This window comes from Pseudomonas sp. E315 (assembly GCF_055406205.1).
Genome location: NZ_JBUZPJ010000011.1, coordinates 98,765 through 114,290 on the forward strand (window position 1 = coordinate 98,765; position 15,526 = coordinate 114,290).

Annotated in this window: 16 protein-coding genes and 1 tRNA gene; 10 read left to right on the forward strand and 7 right to left on the reverse strand. The window is 55.6% G+C overall.

Annotated features, from left to right (window positions below; translation table 11 throughout):
• Positions 1–146 precede the first annotated feature (146 nt).
• Both ygfZ and ACZRJQ_RS16060 read left to right on the forward strand, forming a co-directional pair.
• A complete protein-coding gene (gene ygfZ / locus ACZRJQ_RS16055; RefSeq protein WP_463979306.1) occupies positions 147–1,088 on the forward strand; it encodes a CAF17-like 4Fe-4S cluster assembly/insertion protein YgfZ in 942 nt (313 codons plus the stop codon).
• 38 nt (positions 1,089–1,126) lie between these two features.
• Positions 1,127–1,945, forward strand: coding sequence for an HDOD domain-containing protein (locus ACZRJQ_RS16060; RefSeq protein ID WP_463979307.1), 819 nt, complete (start codon positions 1,127–1,129; stop codon positions 1,943–1,945).
• On the opposite strand, the gene ACZRJQ_RS16065 is transcribed toward ACZRJQ_RS16060, so the two are convergent.
• A complete protein-coding gene (locus ACZRJQ_RS16065; RefSeq protein ID WP_463979308.1) occupies positions 1,938–3,353 on the reverse strand; it encodes a sensor histidine kinase N-terminal domain-containing protein in 1,416 nt (471 codons plus the stop codon). The two genes, ACZRJQ_RS16060 and ACZRJQ_RS16065, sit on opposite strands and share 8 nt — an antisense overlap.
• Complete coding sequence (locus ACZRJQ_RS16070; protein ID WP_463979309.1) at positions 3,346–4,017, reverse strand: response regulator; 672 nt, start codon at positions 4,015–4,017, stop codon at positions 3,346–3,348. Before ACZRJQ_RS16070 ends, ACZRJQ_RS16065 begins: the two co-directional genes overlap by 8 nt.
• 369 nt (positions 4,018–4,386) lie before the next feature.
• Here ACZRJQ_RS16070 and ACZRJQ_RS16075 point away from each other — a divergent pair, with 369 nt between their 5' ends.
• Genes ACZRJQ_RS16075 through ACZRJQ_RS16090 form a run of 4 tightly spaced genes read left to right on the forward strand, consistent with a single transcriptional unit; the run spans position 4,387 to position 8,441 of the window.
• Entirely contained in the window at positions 4,387–5,364 is a 978-nt protein-coding gene (locus ACZRJQ_RS16075; protein WP_463979310.1) for a Bug family tripartite tricarboxylate transporter substrate binding protein, read from the forward strand.
• A 57-nt stretch (positions 5,365–5,421) separates the two neighbouring features.
• Positions 5,422–5,880: a tripartite tricarboxylate transporter TctB family protein gene (locus tag ACZRJQ_RS16080; RefSeq protein ID WP_463979311.1), complete on the forward strand. Its 459-nt coding sequence runs from the start codon at positions 5,422–5,424 to the stop codon at positions 5,878–5,880.
• Between the two features lies 1 nt (position 5,881).
• A complete protein-coding gene (locus ACZRJQ_RS16085) occupies positions 5,882–7,396 on the forward strand; it encodes a tripartite tricarboxylate transporter permease (RefSeq protein ID WP_463979312.1) in 1,515 nt (504 codons plus the stop codon).
• A complete protein-coding gene (locus ACZRJQ_RS16090) occupies positions 7,389–8,441 on the forward strand; it encodes an AbrB family transcriptional regulator (protein WP_463979313.1) in 1,053 nt (350 codons plus the stop codon). The genes ACZRJQ_RS16085 and ACZRJQ_RS16090 overlap by 8 nt, the downstream gene beginning before the upstream one ends.
• Here ACZRJQ_RS16090 and ung read toward each other — a convergent pair.
• The gene (gene ung / locus ACZRJQ_RS16095) at positions 8,438–9,124 is read right to left on the reverse strand and encodes a uracil-DNA glycosylase (protein WP_463979314.1); all 687 of its coding nucleotides are present in this window, start codon (positions 9,122–9,124) and stop codon (positions 8,438–8,440) included. The genes ACZRJQ_RS16090 and ung overlap by 4 nt on opposite strands.
• Before the next feature lie 112 nt (positions 9,125–9,236).
• Here ung and ACZRJQ_RS16100 point away from each other — a divergent pair, with 112 nt between their 5' ends.
• The 4 genes from ACZRJQ_RS16100 to ACZRJQ_RS16115 all read left to right on the forward strand — a co-directional run bounded on the left by ACZRJQ_RS16100 (position 9,237) and on the right by ACZRJQ_RS16115 (position 11,316).
• A complete protein-coding gene (locus tag ACZRJQ_RS16100) occupies positions 9,237–9,458 on the forward strand; it encodes a cysteine-rich CWC family protein (protein ID WP_463979315.1) in 222 nt (73 codons plus the stop codon).
• Between the two features lie 33 nt (positions 9,459–9,491).
• A complete protein-coding gene (locus ACZRJQ_RS16105) occupies positions 9,492–10,184 on the forward strand; it encodes a pseudouridine synthase (RefSeq protein ID WP_463979316.1) in 693 nt (230 codons plus the stop codon).
• 82 nt (positions 10,185–10,266) lie between these two features.
• On the forward strand, positions 10,267–11,151 hold the full coding sequence (locus ACZRJQ_RS16110; RefSeq protein ID WP_463979317.1) for an alpha/beta fold hydrolase: 885 nt from the start codon (positions 10,267–10,269) through the stop codon (positions 11,149–11,151).
• Positions 11,152–11,242: 91 nt separating this feature from the next.
• Positions 11,243–11,316, forward strand: a tRNA-Gly gene (locus ACZRJQ_RS16115).
• Between the two features lie 96 nt (positions 11,317–11,412).
• Here the strand turns inward: ACZRJQ_RS16115 and ACZRJQ_RS16120 are convergent.
• From ACZRJQ_RS16120 to ACZRJQ_RS16135, 4 genes are all read right to left on the reverse strand, one after another.
• Positions 11,413–12,696: a diguanylate cyclase domain-containing protein gene (locus tag ACZRJQ_RS16120; RefSeq protein WP_463979375.1), complete on the reverse strand. Its 1,284-nt coding sequence runs from the start codon at positions 12,694–12,696 to the stop codon at positions 11,413–11,415.
• Positions 12,697–12,783: 87 nt separating this feature from the next.
• The gene (locus ACZRJQ_RS16125; protein ID WP_463979318.1) at positions 12,784–13,416 is read right to left on the reverse strand and encodes a LysE family translocator; all 633 of its coding nucleotides are present in this window, start codon (positions 13,414–13,416) and stop codon (positions 12,784–12,786) included.
• A 161-nt stretch (positions 13,417–13,577) separates the two neighbouring features.
• The gene (locus ACZRJQ_RS16130) at positions 13,578–14,732 is read right to left on the reverse strand and encodes a phospholipase D-like domain-containing protein (protein ID WP_463979319.1); all 1,155 of its coding nucleotides are present in this window, start codon (positions 14,730–14,732) and stop codon (positions 13,578–13,580) included.
• 1 nt (position 14,733) lies between these two features.
• The gene (locus ACZRJQ_RS16135) at positions 14,734–15,324 is read right to left on the reverse strand and encodes a YceI family protein (RefSeq protein WP_463979320.1); all 591 of its coding nucleotides are present in this window, start codon (positions 15,322–15,324) and stop codon (positions 14,734–14,736) included.
• Positions 15,325–15,526 lie beyond the last annotated feature (202 nt).

Here is a 15,526-nt window from a genome sequence, read left to right on the forward strand (position 1 = left end):
GCGCTCCTCAAATAGAGCGCAAGTATACAGCCCGATTCACGATAGAACAGTCGGCTTTGGTCGCTCCCCGTTGATCCTATGCGAACTACCCATTTGAGGGGCGCCCCTCTATGATGTGCCCCAGACTTTATTACCTGCGATGACTCATGGCCGACTCTGCTTTTTTCTGCACCCTGTCTCACGAAGGCGTTCTGGCCGTTATCGGCAATGACGCCAGCAAGTTTTTACAGGGGCAGTTGACCTGCAACCTCAACTATTTGAGCGAAACGCGCTCAAGCCTGGGCGCACGCTGCACGCAAAAAGGCCGTATGCAGTCCAGTTTCCGTATCGTTTTGGAACCCGAAGGCTGCTTGCTGGCAATGGCGCGCGAACTGGTTGAGCCGCAATTGGCTGACCTGAAAAAATACGCGGTCTTCTCCAAGTCCAAACTCACCGATGACAGCGCTAACTGGGTGCGTTTTGGCTTGAATCAAGCAGACGCCGTACTGGAAAGTCTGGGTATCACACTGCCCGCCGACACTGACAGCGTTGCTCGGGCCAATGGCCTGATCGCTATTCGCGCCTCTGAAGGTCGAGCCGAACTTTGGGCGCGCGCCGAACAAGCCGACAGCCTCAAGCAACACCTGAGCGCACACCTGACCGAAGCCGACCTCAACCAATGGCTTCTCGGCCAAATCCGTGCGGGCATTGGCCAAGTCATGGCACCCACGCGCGAGCTGTTTATCCCGCAGATGATCAACCTGCAAGCGGTGGGAGGCGTGAGTTTCAAAAAGGGGTGCTACACCGGTCAGGAGATCGTTGCGCGGATGCAATATCTGGGCAAACTCAAACGCCACCTTTACCGTTTGTCGCTTCAAGGAGATGAGTTGCCTGAGCCGGGAACTCCGCTGTACGCGCCCACTCATAGCAGCGCAGTCGGTGAAGTGGTTATCGCCGCTCGCAGCGAGCAAGGCATTGAGCTGTTGGCTGTTTTGCAAGCCGAAGCCGCGCAAGCAGGGGATATCCATGTAGCAAGCCTGCAAGGGCCGGGCCTGACGCTGCTTGACCTGCCCTATCAACTGGACCGCGACAAAGAGATCCAGCGCTAATTGCCACACCCAAAATCGCAACACCCTAGAGAGCATAAATGAGTAAGCTGGCGCACAAAGTCGAGAAGGATTTGATAAAGGCCATCGATAAAGATGACCTGGTTCTACCCACGCTACCCGAGGTAGCGCTGAACATTCGTAAAGCCGCAGAAAACCCCGATATTAGCGTCAGCCATCTGAGCAAAGTGATTGGCCGTGACACCGCACTGTCTGCACGCCTGATAAAAGTGGTCAACAGCCCTTTGTTACGGGCCAATCATGAAGTCACCGACCTGCACACAGCCATCACCCGTCTGGGCGTCAACTACAGCAGCAACTTGGCAATTGGCTTGGTTATGGAGCAAATTTTCCATGCGCGCTCCGATGTGGTCGAACGCAAAATGCGCGACGTATGGCGTCAAAGTCTGGAAGTCGCGGGCATCTGCTACACCCTGTGCCGCCGTCATACCCAGCTCAAACCCGATCAAGCAGCCTTGGGTGGTTTGGTTCATCAGATCGGCGTACTGCCGATCCTGACCTACGCCGAAGATCACAACGAGTTGCTCTCCGACCCTATTTCGCTGAACCACGTTATCGACAACATTCATCCCTTGATCGGGGACAAACTGCTTGCCGTGTGGGAGTTCCCTGAAATGCTGCTCAAGCTGCCCAGCCAGTACCTGGATTTGAGCCGCGAGTCCAAATCTCTCGATTACATTGATCTGGTACAAATCGCCACGGTATTCACCCACCAAGACAGCGATACCAGTCGCGCGGTGGTGCTGAGCACCCTGCCCGCTTTTAAAAAACTGAGGCTGGATGCAAACAGCCCCAAATTGATAGAAGAGCTCAACGCTGCCCGTGAGATGTTTATTTAAGCCTTGAGTGAAGGCGCTCAACATTAGCGGGCATAAAACTCACCCGAACCTTGAGCCCGCCCTGCGCGCCATCGTGCAGGCTGATTTGCGCCAAATGCGCGCGACAGATTTCTCCGACAATCGCTAACCCCAGCCCAGAGCCTGCGACCTGTTGATTGCGCCGATAAAAACGCTCAAACACACGCTCGCGGTCTTGCTGCGGAATGCCCGGCCCATCATCTTCAACCTCCAGCACGGCCTGCGGCTTGACGCGCAGCACCACATTGCCGCCCGATGGCGTGTGAGCAATTGCGTTGTCCACCAAATTACTCAACAACTCGTGCAGCAACGTGGGCTCGCCATGCAGCCAGACCGGCTGATCGGCTTCGAGCGCCAGCGCAATCCCTCGGGCATGAGCCAACGGTGCCATCGCCATGCCCAGCTCACGCGCCAGCTGACTCAGGTCGAGTAACTGCGCGCCCCCTTCGGCAATCGCCCGCGCTCCGTTTTCAATACGTGCCAACGACAACAATTGATTGGCCAAATGGGTCAAGCGGTCAGTGCCTTGCACCGCTTGCACAAGCGTAGTGCGCCAGGTATGGGGATCGTTTGCACGCAACCCCAGTTCTAACTGCGCTTTGAGGACGGCCAAAGGTGTACGCAACTCGTGGGCCGCATCAGCAATAAACTGCGCCTGACGCTCAAACTGCTCGCGCAAGCGTTCAGTAAAGTGATTCAGCGCCTGCACCAACGGCCACAACTCGCGCTGCACGGGCACCAACGGCAAAGGCCGCAGGTCATCGGGTTCCCGCTCCTCGACCGCCGTGCGCAAGCGCTCTAATGGACGCAGCGCAGCACTGACAGCAAACCACACCAGCAACAACGCACCCAGCCCCAACATGCCTAAGCGCAGCAGCGTATCGGCCATCAAACTGCGCGCCATCGACACGCGAGCCTCATCGGTTTCTGCCACACGAATTTCAGCCATGCCATTCATATTGGGTTCGCTGACAGGCCTGAGCAGGCTCACAACCCGTACGTTTTGCCCCAAGTATTGGCCGTTGTAAAAGCGCGCCAAGGCCGGGTAATCATCGGTGCGCAAAGTGCCGGGGGGTGGCGCCGGCAAGTTCTCATACCCCGAAATTAAACGCTGGTTGATGTCATTGACCTGGTAATAGATGCGCCCCGCACTGTCGTAAGCAAACGTGTCGAGGGCAACGTAAGGCACGTCAGCACTCAAACTGCCATCACGCTGCGACAACCCGGCAGCAATGGTGCGAGCAGACGCCAGCAATGTTCGGTCGTAAGCCGTATCTGCGGCCTCGCGACCATTGAAATAAGCACTCAGCCCGCTGGCCAGCATCAACACCACCAGCAACACCGCAAGGTTGCACAGCAATCGCCAACGCAAGCTGTTGAGCTTAAGCATCACGGCTTTCCAGCAAATACCCCAAGCCGCGGAAGGTCACAATGGCTACCGTTTGGTCGTCCAGCTTTTTGCGCAATCGATGCACATAGATCTCGATTGCGTCGGGGCTTGCCTCTTCGTCCAGTCCAAACACCTGAGCCGCCAGCTGTTCTTTACTCATGACGCGCCCCGGCCGGGCGATCAGCGCCTCAAGCACCGCTTGCTCGCGGGAGGTTAATGTCAGCAGCTCCTCGCCCAAACTGAAACGCCGGGTTTCAAGGTCGTAAACCAGCGCCCCGCAGCGCTGTTGCCGCTCCCCGCCCAGCACACTGCGGCGCAACAAGGCTTTGACCCGTGCCTCCAGTTCAGTCAACTCAAAAGGCTTGGCCAAGTAGTCGTCGGCCCCAAGGTTGAGCCCGTGAACGCGATCCTTAACGTCGCTGCGCGCCGTTAACATCAACACCGGTACGGTTTTGCCGCGAGCACGCAAACGCGCCAGCACTTCAAAACCATCCATTCGCGGCAAACCCACATCCAAAATGGCTAACGCATACTCCTCGCTGGCCAAGGCCAAATCTGCAGCCACGCCATCGTGCAGTACATCGACCGTCAACCCTGTGCTTTTCAACGCCTGAGCAATACTGTCGGCCAGCTGAGGCTGATCTTCGACCAAGAGAACACGCATTGGATTTACCTCATTATTTTTGTAGGGCCCAGCCCTTGTTTGCGCGGAGTGTACAGCCGGGATCGGCACTGTGAACCCCCACGACAGGTTGAAAGCTTATTGAAAGGTTCGCGAAAGGTTGGCCGACTAGGATCCGGCAACAGGCAGTAACAACTGCCTCGCTATGAACACCGTAGCGACCCGAAAAACGCCACGAAGCGTTTTCGCCAATAAAAACAATAACGGAGCACCCCAAGATGCTGTCACTTCAGCTTCAAACCCTATCGCTTATCGCCCTATCCTCACTCGCCCAACGGCCCTCGTCAGGGACGTAACACGCGTGCGTATTGCCTGCTGACACCTAAAAACAAAAACTCCGGTGGAGACAACATGAATTTATCACTGCGTAATATGGCCCTCGCCGCTGGCTGCTTACTGGTAGCGGGCCAGTTAATGGCTGAACCGAAGCGCCCGGAATGTATTGCTCCCGCTTCGCCCGGCGGTGGTTTTGACTTGACCTGTAAATTGGCGCAAAGCGCACTGGTGAACGAAAAACTGCTGAGCAAACCGATGCGTGTAACTTACATGCCTGGTGGTGTTGGCGCTGTGGCCTATAACGCGGTGGTCGCACAACGCCCGGCAGACGCTGGAACGCTAGTCGCATGGTCCAGCGGCTCGTTGCTGAATCTGGCACAAGGCAAGTTCGGCCGCTTCGATGAAAACGCCGTGCGCTGGCTGGCGGCCGTGGGTACCAGCTATGGCGCAATTGCCGTTAAAAACGATTCGCCCTACAAGAACCTCGATGATCTGGTGCAGGCACTGAAGAAAGATCCAAGCAAAGTGGTCATCGGCTCTGGCGGCACAGTGGGCAGTCAGGACTGGATGCAAACAGCTTTGATCGCCAAAGCCGCCGGGATCAACCCGCGAGACCTGCGCTACGTGGCGCTGGAAGGCGGCGGTGAAATCGCTACGGCGCTACTGGGCGGTCATATTCAGGTGGGCAGTACGGACATTTCCGACTCCATGCCTCACATCCAAAGCGGTGATATGCGCTTGCTCGCGGTGTTCGCCAATGAACGCCTCGACGAACCCGAAATGAAAAACATCCCGACCGCCAAAGAGCAAGGCTACGACATTGTGTGGCCAGTGGTACGCGGCTTCTACCTAGGGCCAAAAGTCAGCGACGAAGACTACGCATGGTGGAAAAACGCCTTCGACAAACTGCTGGCATCTGAGGAGTTCGACACCCTGCGCGATCAGCGCGAACTCTTCCCGTTCGCCATGACCGGCCCGGAGCTAGACACCTACGTCAAAAAACAGGTGGCTGACTACAAAACCCTGGCTCAGGAATTCGGCCTGATCCAGTAACCGCCCCTGTCAGCGAGCTGCACCCTGAAACACCGGGGCGCAGCTCAGGAGTGAATCATGCTCTTACAACGCATTTTTGCCTCAGGGCTGCTCATTGTTTGCGCCTGTTTGGCGGTCATGGCGTGGCCGTATCAAGCGTCGTTTTCTTACGAGCCTGTCGGGCCGCGCGCTTTCCCTTTGTTGATGCTGGGCCTGATGGGGCTGGGGTTGATCTACATGATCTTTCGCCCATCGCCAGTGGTGCATAGCGAAGACGAGCCACAACTGGATCGCCAAACCCTGACCAAAATTGGTCTGTGTGTCGTATTGCTGCTGATTTTCGCCGGTACGTTCGAACCACTGGGTTTCATCCTCAGCAGCATCCTGATCGGCATTCCAATGGCACGCCTGTATGGCGGGCGCTGGGTGCCCAGCATCGTGATCATCAGCTTGATGAGCGTCGGTCTTTATTTACTGTTCGATAAAGCCATGGACGTTCCGCTGCCACTGGGCCTGCTCGACGTTCTGGAGAACTGATATGGATACTTTTGGCTATTTGGGCCAGGGCTTTGGCGTTGCATTAAGCCCTTACAACTTGGTGACCGCGCTGTGTGGCACCTTGATCGGCACTGTGGTGGGTTTGTTGCCGGGCCTAGGCCCGATCAATGGCGTGGCACTGCTGATCCCGATTGCATTTGCCTTGGGCTTGCCGCCTGAATCAGCACTTATTTTGTTGGCCGCGGTGTACTTGGGCTGCGAGTACGGCGGGCGTATCAGCTCCATTTTGCTGAACATTCCCGGTGAAGCGTCCACGGTCATGACCACCCTTGATGGCTACCCAATGGCCCGCAAAGGCTTGGCGGGTGTTGCGTTGTCATTGTCGGCATGGAGCTCTTTTATCGGTGCTTTTATTGCCACCTGCGGCATGGTGCTGTTTGCTCCACTGCTGGCCAAATGGGCGATTGCCTTCGGCCCGGCGGAGTATTTCGTACTCATGGTCTTCGCGATCGTGTGCCTTGGCGGAATGGCAGGCGATCGGCCGCTCAAGACGTTTATCGCGGCCCTAATTGGCTTGTTTCTGTCCAGCGTAGGGATTGACGCCAACAGCGGCGTTTACCGCTTCACCGGGGACAACATCCATCTGACTGACGGCATTCAGTTCGTCGTGTTGGTGTTGGGGTTGTTCTCCATCAGTGAAATTCTTTTACTGCTGGAAAAAACCCATCGCGGACAAGAAGCGGTGAAAGCAACTGGCCGCATGATGTTCAACCTGAAGGAAGCTTCATCGGTGTTTGTAGTGAACATCCGCTGCGGGTTACTCGGTTTCATCATGGGCGTGCTGCCGGGTGCAGGGGCCACCTTGGCCAGCGCAGTGGCCTACATGACTGAAAAGCGACTGGCTGGCACCAGCGGCACGTTCGGCCAAGGCGATATGCGCGGCCTTGCGGCCCCCGAAACCGCCATCGGCGCATCGGCCTGTGGCGCGTTGGTGCCGATGCTGACCTTGGGCGTTCCCGGGTCAGGCACGACGGCGGTGATGATCGGCGCGTTGTCGCTGTACAACATCACGCCGGGGCCGCTGTTGTTTCAGCAGCAACCCGATATCGTCTGGGGGCTGATCGCTTCGCTGTTCATCGCCAACATCATGCTGGTGATCCTCAATATCCCGATGATTCGCATCTTCACGCGAATTCTCTCGGTGCCTAACTGGGCGCTAGTGCCCGTAATTGCCATCATCACGGCGATTGGCGTGTATGCCGTCCACGCCACTACGTTCGATCTGTTTTTGATGATTGGGATCGGTATTTTCGGTTACATCCTGCGCAAGCTCGATTTCCCGCTGTCACCCGTGCTGCTTGGCTTTATTTTGGGTGGTTTGATGGAGCAGAACCTGCGCCGCGCCCTGTCGATCTCCAACGGCGCGCTGGAAATCCTTTGGTCGAGCCCGATCACCTTGGGTGTTTGGGTGCTGACAGCGATCATGCTGCTGATGCCGGTGTTGCGTATCTGGCGCAAACGCAGCCTGCAACGTCGCGCTCCGGCCAATGCTTGAGTCTGGTTTTAAACAGTGGTGGGCCACGCCGCTGGTTGGCTTGGCTGGCGGTTATCTCGCCAGCCAAGTCGGCTGGCCATTGCCGTGGATGGTTGGCTCGTTGCTGGCGATCATTCTGGTGCGCTGTTTAACGCCTTGGCAATTGGCCGAGATCCCTGGCGGACGTAAATGCGGGCAATGGATTGTGGGCATCGGTATCGGCCTGCACTTCACCCCGGTGGTGATGGAGCAGGTGCTGGCGCACTTGGGTTTGATCTGCTTCGGCGCGCTGCTCACCAGTGTGTCGAGTGTGATCGGCGTGTGGTTGATGCGCCGAAGTGGCGTAGATCGTGCCACGGCATTTTTTTCCAGCATGCCGGGCGGCTCCGGCGAAATGGTCAATCTGGGCGCACGCAACGGCGCTGTGTTGAGCCAGGTCGCCGCCGGGCAAAGCATTCGGGTGCTGACGGTGGTGTTGTGTGTGCCGGCAGCCTTCAAATACTTGCTGGGTGAAGGCACACCTAATTCTCACCCTGCTCTCGTTGACTTCTACTGGCTGGCACTATTGTTTCCTGCTGGCGCATTACTGGCCTGGGGCTGGCAACGTCTGCGCCAACCCAACCCGTGGCTGTTTGGGCCTTTGTTACTGAGCGCTGGCGCCAGCATCGCGTGGGACTTGCACATCGGCCTGCCAGACGGCAGCAGCCAAATGGGTCAGTGGTTAATCGGCAGTGGGTTGGGCTGTCACTTTAATCGCGCGTTTTTTCGCAAGGCGCCCTCATTCATCGCAAGAACACTACTGGGCACAGCCTTGACCATGTTCATCGCCAGTCTTTGTGCGCTGGGTTTGAGCACCCTCACCCAGCTCGACTTGCGCTCCATGACCTTGGGCATGATGCCCGGCGGGATCGCCGAGATGAGCCTCACCGCACAAACGCTGCAACTGTCAGTGCCGCTGGTAACAGCCTTGCAAGTGATGCGTTTGCTGTTTGTGCTCTTTTTGGCCGAGCCCTTGTTTCGTTACTGGGTAAAAATAGGCGCTCGTCGAGATGGCGCCGAAAACTAAGGCAGCTTCCAGTCAATCGGCGTCAGGCCGTTTTGCTCCAAAAACTTATTGGTGCGACTGAAATGCCCGTTGCCGATAAACCCGCGATAAGCGGATAAAGGCGAAGGGTGTACCGAGGTCAGCACCAGATGCTTGGTGGCATCAATCAGTTTTTGCTTGCTCTGGGCATGGGCGCCCCACAACAAAAAGACCAGCTTGGGCTGCTGCTCACTCACCACTTCAATAATCTTGTCGGTGAAGTGTTCCCAACCCTTTTTGGCATGGGAAGCTGCATTAGCGCGCTCAACGGTCATGGTGGTGTTGAGCAATAACACGCCTTGTTCCGCCCAATGCTGCAAGCAGCCGTGGGGCGCAATATCAATGTTCAAATCACGCTTGAGTTCTTTATAGATATTGACCAGCGATGGCGGTGTCGCCACGCCGGGTTGTACCGAAAAGCACAACCCGTGCGCCTGACCGGGGCCGTGATAAGGGTCTTGGCCAAGAATCACAACCTTCACTTGATCCAGCGGGGTCAGGTTTAACGCATTGAAAATAAGCGGGCCGGGTGGATAAATTTCTTTGCCGGCCGCATGCTCCTGACGCAAGAACTCGCGCAGCTCGCCCATGTAGGGTTTCTCGAACTCATCACGAAGCGCATGCTTCCATAGGGGCTCAAGTTTTATACGGTCATCCGAGGTCATGGCTACATCCTGAAAACAATTGGGCGGACACTAAAAAAGCTCACCCCCAATGTCAATTGCTCTTGCCACTGAGCTGACGCTTGCCCTGTGGCTTGTTAACGGACTTTATGTGATGAACACGTCAACTCTCTGCCCTGCGTGCGGTGCTCTCAATGACTGCTCAATGGCAACCCCCCAGCCCGACAGCCGATCTTGCTGGTGTTATAGCGTCAGCATTGACCCCAAGGTGCTTGAGGCGCTGCCTGCCGAACTGCGCAATGTGGCTTGCCTTTGCCCTCGTTGCGCGCAAGTCGAGCGCCAATTGCAGTCAGCACGCGGCGAGCAGCTCACGTAAGATGCCCGACTGTTTTCCTTATGACCGATCGTTATGCGTATTGACCGCTTTCTCAGTAACTTGCCTCAGTTCAGTCGCCAACAGGCGCGCCTGTTACTGATCGAAAAACGCATAAAGGTCGATGGTCAGACCGTGTGTGATCCACGGCACGAGGTTCGAGCCTTCAGTTGGATTGAATGTGATGGGCTTGCGTTACAGGCGGGTAAACCTGCGCGTTATTACATGCTGCATAAACCGCCAGGGTGTGTGAGCGCCACTCAAGACCCAGAACACCTGACGGTACTTGATCTACTGGATGTGCCCGACAAGCATGAACTGCATATCGCAGGCAGGCTAGACTTCAACACCACCGGGCTGATGCTTATCACCAATGATGGTCAGTGGTCACGGCGCTTGACCCAACCGGAGACCAAACAACCCAAGGTGTATTACGTCGAGACCGAGCAAGACATCGGTAACGAGTACGTCGTGAAATTCAATGAGGGCGTGTACTTCGCCTTTGAAGACCTGACGACATTGCCAGCCCACCTTGAACTGCTTGGGCCACGCAGCGCACGGTTGAGCATTGTTGAAGGCCGATACCATCAGGTCAAACGCATGTTTGGCTTCTTCAATAACAAAGTCACGCGTTTGCACCGCGAAGGTATCGGGCCATTGGCACTCGACAGTCAACTCGCCCCCGGCGGGTACCGTTCACTGAGTGCCGATGAAATAGCACTGCTCTAACACCGCGCCCCTATACGCCTGCCTGTCACAATCACAGCGCAGTATCAGACTCACGACCTTCGATTCGCTGGAGTCTGTTGCCATGAAACCCGAAATCGCCGTGCTCGATATTCAAGGCCAGTATCGAATTTACACCGAGTTCTATCGCTGCGAAGCCGCAGAAAACACCATCATTTTGGTCAATGGTTCGATGGCCACCACCGCATCATTTGCACAAACGCTCAAAAACCTGCACCCGCAGCTCAACGTCGTGCTTTATGACCAGCCCTATGCAGGTAAATCAAAGCCACACAACGCGCATCAGCGGTTTCTGACCACTGAGATTGAAGCGCAGATTCTTCGGGAACTGATTGAACACTTTGCCGCTGACTACTTGATGTCATTCTCATGGGGAGCAACGGCGGCGCTGACAGCCTTGGCCGCCAACCCAAAGGGGATTAAGAAGGCCGTGGTCAGCTCGTTTTCACCCGTGATCAACGAACCCATGCGCGACTACCTCGAACGCGGGCTTGATGGGCTTTTTGCGCGCAATCGCCCGCAAGTTGCCAACCTGGTCAACAACACCTTGGGCAAGCACCTGCCGTCACTGTTCAAGCGTTTCAACTTCAAACATGTCAGCACGTTGACCGACCATGAATACGCCCAAATGCACTTTCATATCGACCAAGTGCTGCATGGGGACCGACTGTTCTATCTCAATGCGGCAAAGGGCATTGATATTCCATTGCTGTTTATCAACGGCGCGTGGGACGAGTACACCGCCTGCGAAGGCGTGCAACACTTCGCACCGCATATCTTGGACTGCCAATTTATGTCACTGCCACACACAGGGCATTTTTTGGACATGGAACACAAGTCAGCCAGTCAAGAATACAAGGCAGCTTTACTCGGCTTTCTTTGCGCGACGCCTGAAAAACGGCATCAACCCTACGCCGCATTGCACGCGCATAAGAGCCTCGCCCTATAAAGCACGCCAGCGTATAACGCAGAAAAATGTGTTTTTACAGAATAAAACTTCTCATTGGCGCCCACTTCTGGTACAAAGTCAGCCGCTTTGAGCGGGTATAGTTTAGTGGCAAAACGAAAGCTTCCCAAGCTTTAGTTGAGGGTTCGATTCCCTCTACCCGCTCCAACTTTTCAGCGCACTTTTAGATCATTCGATCTGCTGCTCTCTTCTCTTCGATTCAACAATTACTGCACTCACTCAACGCCTTTAGCTGTCATTCAATCACCCTCGATTACGCCTTTTCGCACTGTACATGGCGCTGTCAGCATGATTTAGCAAATGCTGTGGCTGATCGCCGTGCTCTGGGTACAGCGCTGCTCCGATACTGGGCGTTATGCGCAGCGTATGCCCTTCAATCAATAACGGCTGACTGAGGTTGAAGCGGATTTTTTCAGCAACGATGTAGGCGTGCTCCGGCAACTTGAGATGTTCCAGTACCAGCACAAATTCATCTCCGCTCATTCTGGCGACGGTATCGCTTTCTCGTACGCAGTGCTTCAAGCGCCGGGCAACTTGTTGCAGCAAACTGTCACCCACCCCGTGGCCGAAGGTGTCATTGATATGTTTGAAATGGTCCAAGTCGACATATAAAACAGCCAAATATCCGCATTCTGTTTTTGCGCTGGCCAAGGCTTTGTTCAAACGTTCGTAGAGAAACTCGCGATTGGGAAGCCGAGTGAGAGCATCGTACTGAGCCAAATACTGCAAGCGCGCGTGTAATTGCTTGCGCTCAATGGCTGTGGCCACTTGAGCTGATACGTACTGCAACAGCTCTTTGTGTTGTTCGGTGTAGCGCTCTTCGCCGAGCGAGCTTTTAACCAGCAGCGCGCCAATGGTGCCATTGTGGGTCATCAACGGAACACCCAGCCACGACGGTGCATTGGCTTCGCTGTGCAGCATGGGCTGACCACTGCGGATAACCTGATCACTCAAAGCGCTGACATCACCCTTTTGCTGCTGGGGATGGTCATCTACGTGATAGGGAAAACTCAACGAGCCTTGTGAGTCATCGCATAAAGCGACCGAAAAATTCAGCGCAGGCAGCCACTGCCCAACCAATTGATGCACACGCTTGAATAGCTCAAGCAGGTCTTCGGCAGCATGGGCCGCTTCAGAAATAGCAAAGAGCGCCGACTGACGGGACTCAGCCTGTTTACGGTCGGTGATATCTCGGGCAACTGCAATGCGCATTTGGTAGTTTTCGGCCCAACGCGCCGTCCACAGTATGTGAACCACCTGCCCGTCTTTTCGCAAATAGCGGTTTTCGAAGTTCAGTTTGGGTTCGCCTTGCATGATTTCATCAGCGGCAAGCCGTGTTCGCTCGCGATCGGGCGCAAACACAAAATCAATCATTGGCTGCCCCACCAGCTCATGCTGCGTGTATCCAAAAATACGCTCGCACGCAGCACTCACAAACACGAAATGCCCTCTGCGATCAACGACGCACACGGCATCAAGCAGCAAGTCGATGAAGCTGGCTTGCGACAGGTAGCTTTTAATGTCCATAGGCTCGCTTTTAGCCTCAACGTTAAACATAGAATTACCTGTCTTGACCCTGAACGACGCAATGCCGACTCCTTGCAGGGCCTAGCGCTAGATTTGTTGTAATAGGCCCGGCAAGGCGTGTGCCAATGCGCTAATAGCAAAACCAATAAACATGACGCCGCACAGCCGAGTAATCAACAACTCATGCCGTTGATACAGCGCTCTGACGCGCCCGGCGCCCACAATGCCGATGAGAATCACGTAGGCAATTGCACCGCCGATAAAACTCAGCGCGATCAGCCACGGCAGCATGGCCCAAGTCAGCAACTCGGCACGACTGGACAACAGCGCCGTAAACGTTGCGACAGCTACCGGGTAGGCTTTGGGATTGGTCAGACCGAAGATAATGCCGTGAGCGAATGGCCGACGGGCCGGGCCTTGCTGCGCCACATTACTGCGTTGAGCGCGCACCGCTCGCAGGCCAAGCCAAAACAGGTAAAGACCGCTGAGCAGCCCCAACACGTTGAAGGTGGTGCTTCCAAACTCACGCGCACCGACGATAGCGATCAGCGCTGTACTGCACCAAATCACATCACCCAGCAAATGCCCGCATAAAAAGCCAGCACCGGCGCGACGCCCGCGTGCAGCGCCAATGCCGAAAACAGCCAAAACACCGGGGCCTGGGGTGATGCCATAGATAAAGCCTGAGGCCAGTACTGCCATTAACAACGAGGGGGTCATGCAAAACGCTCCAGAAAATCGTGCTCCAAGCACTCCAGTGCCTGATGAAGTGATCTGATTTTGCACGTTCTGAAACTTTATGTAACTGCGCCAGGCGCTAAATAGTACGCGCAGTATTAAAAAACGTATTTCACGCCATCTACTTGTTTGAGCAGAGCCTGTTAACGCCGCCCCAACACGTTAACGACCAATCGATCAACCCAACCCCAAATCCGCTGCTTGACTCGCCGCCACAGTGGCCGCGACTGCCAGGCCTGCAAGCTAACAGGCTGACTTTGAGCAAAGTCGTTTATAAAGCTGGCCGCAACTGCCTGGGTGAGCGCGGGATCAAGCGCCTCAAGATTCGCCTCAAGATTGAAGTGCAGGTTCCAGTGATCGAAGTTGCATGAACCGATGCTGACCCAGTCATCAATCAGCACCATTTTCAGATGCAAAAAACACGGCTGGTATTCAAAGATCTGCACGCCAGACTTAAGCAAACGCGGGTAGTAGCGATGCCCCGCATAGCGCACAGACGGATGGTCGGTGCGCGGCCCCGTCAACAGCAGACGTACATCTACCCCCCGACTGGCTGCACGCCGTAGCGAGCGGCGCACACTCCAAGTGGGCAAGAAGTAAGGCGTGGCCAGCCAAATGCGCTGTTTACCACTGTTAATGGCTCGCACCAACGATTGCAGAATGTCGCGATGCTGATGGGCGTCTGCGTAAGCCACACGCCCCAGCCCAGTGCCTTCTTCGGGAACACGCGGTAAATGCGCAAGGCCGAAGTGCGTGGCCGGCTTCCAGGCTTTACGGCTGATATTGGCACGCCACTGACGATCAAACAGCATCTGCCAATCAAGCACTAATGGGCCTTGGATCTGAACCATCACCTCATGCCAATCGCAGGTGTTTTCGTCGGGGCGCCAAAACTCATCCGTTACGCCTGTGCCGCCCACAACAGCCAAACGCTGATCCACCAGCAACAATTTGCGATGGTCGCGGTACAAGTTGTTCACGCCCCGGCGCCAGCTCAAGCGGTTGTAAAACCTCAATTCAACCCCGGCCTCGACCAGACTGCGTCGTAAACCCAAGGTCAAAGCCAGACTGCCGTACCCATCAAACAAGCAACGCACACGCACATCACGCTTCGCCGCCAGCACCAACGCCTGCACTACGGCTTGAGCACAGGCTCCGGTTTCCACCAGATACAGTTCAAGATCAATGTGATCACGCGCTTGGGCTATGGCCGCCAGCATCTTAGGGAAAAACTGCGGGCCATCAATCAGCAGTTCAAATTGATTGGCGCTGCGCCAGGGGAACACTGCGCCAGCCATGTCAGCGGGCCGTGAAAATCAGCACCGCACCCACCGGCACTGAAAAACTGATTGCCGACAAACCGGCCATTTTGCGCAAGGTTTCAAGCTCCGGTTGCAGGCCAAAGTCTTCGGCTTGAACTAACAGCGGCTCAAGCGTGACCACTTGAAAACGTCGCTCATCCAACCGCGTTGCCAACAATTGAGCTTCATACGTGTGCTGTTTGCCACGCAGATGCACCGTCACCGGCAAGCGCAACTCAAGTTGCGCGCCGGGCGCTAGGTCGTTGATCGGTTGCAGGTCAATCTGCGCCGTAATCTGTGCCTCAGGGAAGTGTTTGAAATCAAACAACGTGTCACGCATGCGCTCATCACGCAGTGGCGTGGAGCTGTTGACGGAGTCCATTTCAATACGTAACTGCGCTTGGCCCTTAGGGTCGACTTTGCCGTGCAACACTAAAAAACGGTGCACATTCGCGACATTGGCATTTTGCGTGGTGATAAAGGACAGCCGCGAAGACTCGCCATCAAGGTACCAATTAGCCTGTGCAGACAGGCTGACGCCCAGCGTTAGCAGCAAGGCGCAAGCAGAAGATAAAAACAGGTTGGACATAAAAACTCATCAGCAGATAAACGTGGGCGAACAATACCCCCAGTTTGCTCACTTGTAAGCGGGCTGGGCCGGAAATCTTTGCAACGCTTTTAGGACGCACTCAGGTGCAGACAGTTCCTCTACAGCGCCTCTGCGGCACAAAACACCTAGGGCCTGTCACACAAGCATCATGCAAACGTCATGGGGGTGACATTGCGCCTGC